We start from the raw sequence: 4,625 nt of genomic DNA, 5'->3' as shown, positions 1-4,625 counted from the left end.
CACATTTTATTTATTGCTAATTCGTTCATATTTAACACTATCTGCCCAATTTATTATATTGCGTGTTGAACTAAATCCCTACGGGATAGCTCTTTTAAAAAATCCTGTCTTTATCGATTTGTATAATATATAGAGAACATCATTATTTATAATTCCATTTCTTCCCATATTATCAATTTTTTATATTAAAATCCTTACATTTGACTTACTTATTTTATTATGCTCAACCATTGGGCTGTATAATCGACTCTATATCAGCCAGAAATATCCAAAACCCTTATTAAGTACATAGGCATTGAAAAATCTTGCTAGGATGTAGTTCAACATGTACTCCACGCTGGGTCTTGCAGACCGCTTAGAGTCCTATTTATTGGCATTTCGTTATTTTTTCTGTTTATTTCTTTCGGTCTCAAACTCTTCTGTTCTTTTTATCTGCTCTTTTAGATTCCACTCAAAATCAAATCTATTTTTCAGAAAATCCGCGATTGGTTCGAGTCCAATTTTTGCTCTTCTTTTATCAATGTTTTCAGGATCGAAAACAGGCCAGACATTGAAGCTTTTAGTTTCAGGATAGTATTTCATTTGTCCACCATAGATTTGTAACTCACCTTTGTCAGTTGCAATTCTATCTTCAGCACGAACCAGATATCTTGGTTCTAGTTTTTTGTCCAAAACGGCTTGTTTCATTAAAGGAATATAATGTTCCCTAGTTTCCTGATCAGCATGTTGAAGAACGTTACAAATAGTTCTATTACCTTGTTCACCTATTTGTGCCAATTCAGGCCATTCATACTTGTCAAGTATTTCTCTGATTTTTTTGATGTTAAGAGCATGATTTTTTCTGTATTCTTTTTGATACACATCGGCTTTTTTAGATTCAGCACCATAAATATTCATCAAAGAATCCCTTAACCTTATTGGTGTTTGTTCTGTTTCCCAGATAGTATCTAAAACTGCAATAAAGTTTTCAGTTTTATGGATACTTGTTGCGATTTTTTTTGAATTGTTCTTGTTAGTACAAGAGATCATTATTAGTAAAAGGAGTATAAATATTAATCTCATCTTTAATTTTAAATTAGTTTCGTAATGAATGCCAACGGCTGCCATCCCTATTGCATATGAGCCATCCTCAGTTATTTTTTTTCACTTTAAGCCCTTCGATTCTTTTCTTATAGAAATCGTTTCCACTTAATTCAAAAGCTTTGCTTACATATTTAATTGCATTGTTAAAGTCGCCTTGTGCTTCATAATAATCAGCCTTAGAATCATAGGCATTTGCACTTTTAGGATAATATTCAATGGCAAGTTCAAAGTACATTTTTGCCTTTTCGGGTTGTTGCATATCCATATTCATATAACCTGACATGTTTAAAAGTTCTTCCGGATAAGGAGGTTCTGAATATCCAAAATGGTCTTTAAGTTTCTTTTCCCTGTATTTTATTATGCTAAGAAGCTCTTCTTTTGGCGTTTCAAATGAGTTTATTTTATCGGTATTTTCCATTTGGTACCATTGAAAAAGTGAAATCAAACCATCCATGATAGAAGGAAAAGGAATTGTGCCATGTAAGTCTCTGGAATAAAATTCCCAGTCAAAAGACAATCCGTTTTTAACGTTTTTCCTTAGCACGTTTGAAAAGGCAATATTTGAACGGGCAAACAAAGTGAATTCTGTTGTGTCTTGCATCACATTGTCTATTGTTACCTTTGAGTCCCGCATGTGCAATTGCCCACTTAAAGACATAAATAAAGATTTGTTTTCATATTTCTGAGTGGCAAGTGATCGTTGTGCCTCTTTCAGTAGCTTTTGACTATCCCAATCCAGGCTTGGGTCGATAGCTAAATAGTTAGAAAATAAATCAGGGTAATTAAGAAGGGTGTAAATGGTAAATAAACCTCCATACGAATGACCAATTAATGTTCTAAAATTGGTAACAGGGTATTTGTTTTCTATAAAAGGAATAAGTTCTTTCTTAATGAATTTGATGAAATTATCAGCCTCGCCATTTTCTTCACTAAACGGCATTCCATATTTTGTTTTTACGGTTGACGTGGTTAGATCTCTTATCCTGTTTTTATTATTAGAAATTCCGACAAGTACCATTTCAGGCATAAATCCACCACTATAGTAATCGTGCACATTGCTAAGCGTAGGTAGAAATACTTCTCCGTCTAAAATAAAAGCTATTGGGTATTTCTGATTTTTCTCAGGGCTATAACTTGATGGGATTTGAATATAAATCTCTCGAGACTCTTTTAATACATTGGAGTAAATACTGTCCAAAACACCTATTTTGCTTAAAAACTGATTATTTGAGTTTATCTGAGCATTCACCCATTGTGGAAGAAAAGTAATAAGCCCCACTATTAAAAAAAATCGTATTCTAAATGTCATGTTATAGTTTTTAATTATTCTCATTTTATTGCTTCAACTCTAATTGAGGCTAACGGTTTTAATATGGTGCGTTTGGTACTTCAACGCTCCAATCTTTCAATTTACTACTATGTTTGTTTATTGCTATCATCCATATTTTTAGTACTAACTGCCAAATGCATTATATTTTTTTACAAACAGTTTTTTATTCACTTATTTTTACATATTTAAGCTTGTGAGGTTCAAAAATTTTTAAATCAATTATTAAGGAGTCATTTTGAAGAAGTTCAATGTACACTTCTTGTTCTCCTCCACAACTAGAACTATATTTAAGTAAATTGTCTTTTGATACCGTATATGTCCCAGTCAAACAGGTTGGGTCTCCGTCAATAGTCTCATAAGTGTTGTCTTCTTTAAACCTAACGTGATATTTATTATTGGATATATAATCTCTCCAGCAGGGGTAAACACAAACTCCATTAGTTTCATAAATTTCCACAATTTTCCATTTACCAATTAATTCGGGGGGGATTGGGAAAGAGTCATCTATAATGGGATCAATCTGACCTGTGCAACTTATAAAGAATATACTGACTAAGAAAAATATTTTTTTCATGACAAAATGGTTTATTTAATTAAAACTTTATGAGGGCCGTCTTGTATTACTTCAAAATACTCAGTTAGCCAAGGACCACAACCACACCTATTATTAAGTCTAACTTTTGCAGATATTGGTCCTGTTACTAATGGATATATTAAAATCATTGGAGCATCACTAGGCCTTATATTTGAGTAATCAACTTCCCACTCCCAACCGCTTTCTTCAATGACGTTATTAAGAAATAACATAGTCCACATTTCGTAATAAATATCGATGTCCTGACTTTCAATTTCACCTGTGTAAATATAATAATCTGGGACACCAACATGCAATTCTTCATAAATTATTTGGGATGAATTATCAAAAGTAGCTCTTATCCATCCTAGCCCTGAAATATCAGGATTTATAGCTTTAATTGCTATTCCAAAGTTGTTTTGCTCGATAACCTCTATGTTTTCTGAACACTCCCAAGTTGTATGTGTGTTAGAGCAAATATTATCAAGATATAAAATCAATGTGTCAGAATAACATACTTCTGAAGTTTGTGTTAATGTTATTGTTTCAGAATTGCAACAGTTAATAGCATCTTTTAAAATATCTGAATAAATAAGTGCATCTTTAAGTCTGGCAACTTGTCCTTCTGTAAAATGCTCCATACAATCTGGTGTGGTGTATGACATGATGTTTTTTGTGTCTGGGTAGTAGGTTATATTATTAAAAGTAATAGACCCGGTTGGGAACACACAAGATACCAAACTATTCCACCAATTAGATAAGTCTGGATCGGCAGGAGTATCGCATACCAAATCACCAGCAGCTTCACAGTTTGAACCATCTACTAATTCTACTCCGTTTTTTTCTGTTTCATGTGTGTGGTATAAGCTTAAACAATGGCCCATTTCATGAGTAAAAACATTGGTTTCTGCATAATCTAGCCTTATCATAAGTTCTTTAGAATGTACACCATGAGCAAGGCCAGGCCAATCTGCATTTTCTACAATGTATATATCAATTGCGTTATAATGATTATTTGTAGAAAAAAGTTCTTCAGCATTACTTCTGTGAATTCCATTTGTAACAAAATCGGAGTTGTCAATAAAATCAGTTCCTAAAGATACAAATTGAATATTATAGGGGCTGTATTTTCCGTTTAGATTACCATTTATCGCACCTGGGATATAAGTAGGAATATTTGTTTGACCTAAATCATTTCTTACAATGTGAAAATAAACATTTACGCAAAAGTTGACTCCGTCGTAACTGTTATTTAATAATGAGTTTGTAGGCGCATCGCTTTTAAATGTAGGGTTTAAGTTACTGTCAGTGCCACATAAAGTCTGGGAATAAACAAAGTTACCTGCTAAAAGGTAGAATAACATAAATAAGATTCTTGTTTTCATATTTTTTTATTTTAAGTTATGGGTTTTTACCCCATTACTCCCAACGGACAAGGCTATGTGCAGTGGCGGACAACGAAGATGATTCGTTTTCGGTCGGCAAGACCGATAAAGAATCGTCAAGTAAGCCGCGCTAACGACTGCCGCCGCTATTGCATATGAGCCTTTGTTGAACTAAATCCCTACGGGATAGCTTTTTTCAAAAGGACTCTCCGCCTCGGTTTACTTAAGTTACTGTGAAAGAAAGTATACTGTT

Annotated in this window: 4 protein-coding genes; all 4 read right to left on the bottom strand. The window is 33.3% G+C overall.

Annotated features, from left to right (window positions below):
* Window positions 1–381: 381 nt before the first annotated feature.
* Window positions 382–1,107 (bottom strand): hypothetical protein, encoded by a 726-nt coding sequence (locus J7K39_06470; GenBank protein MCD6179531.1) that lies wholly within the window; start codon window positions 1,105–1,107, stop codon window positions 382–384.
* Window positions 1,108–1,129: 22 nt separating this feature from the next.
* Entirely contained in the window at window positions 1,130–2,392 is a 1,263-nt protein-coding gene (locus J7K39_06465) for a prolyl oligopeptidase family serine peptidase (GenBank protein MCD6179530.1), read from the bottom strand.
* A 184-nt stretch (window positions 2,393–2,576) separates the two neighbouring features.
* Window positions 2,577–2,987: a lipocalin family protein gene (locus J7K39_06460; GenBank protein ID MCD6179529.1), complete on the bottom strand. Its 411-nt coding sequence runs from the start codon at window positions 2,985–2,987 to the stop codon at window positions 2,577–2,579.
* Window positions 2,988–2,998: 11 nt separating this feature from the next.
* The gene (locus tag J7K39_06455; protein ID MCD6179528.1) at window positions 2,999–4,372 is read right to left on the bottom strand and encodes a hypothetical protein; all 1,374 of its coding nucleotides are present in this window, start codon (window positions 4,370–4,372) and stop codon (window positions 2,999–3,001) included.
* Window positions 4,373–4,625: the final 253 nt, after the last annotated feature.

The sequence above is a fragment of the Bacteroidales bacterium genome (genome assembly GCA_021157585.1).
In the GTDB taxonomy this organism is placed as follows: domain Bacteria; phylum Bacteroidota; class Bacteroidia; order Bacteroidales; family UBA12170; genus UBA12170.
Note: the sequence above shows the minus strand (reverse complement) of the source record. Positions and strands in the feature narration are given on the sequence as shown.

What these genes read in the sequence shown, in the direction of transcription:
- J7K39_06470 (MCD6179531.1), bottom strand. Translation starts at nt 1,107, where the DNA reads ATGGCAGCCGTTGGCATTCATTACGAAACTAATTTAAAATTAAAGATG.
- J7K39_06465 (MCD6179530.1), bottom strand. Translation starts at nt 2,392, where the DNA reads ATGACATTTAGAATACGATTTTTTTTAATAGTGGGGCTTATTACTTTT.
- J7K39_06460 (MCD6179529.1), bottom strand. Translation starts at nt 2,987, where the DNA reads ATGAAAAAAATATTTTTCTTAGTCAGTATATTCTTTATAAGTTGCACA.
- J7K39_06455 (MCD6179528.1), bottom strand. Translation starts at nt 4,372, where the DNA reads ATGAAAACAAGAATCTTATTTATGTTATTCTACCTTTTAGCAGGTAAC.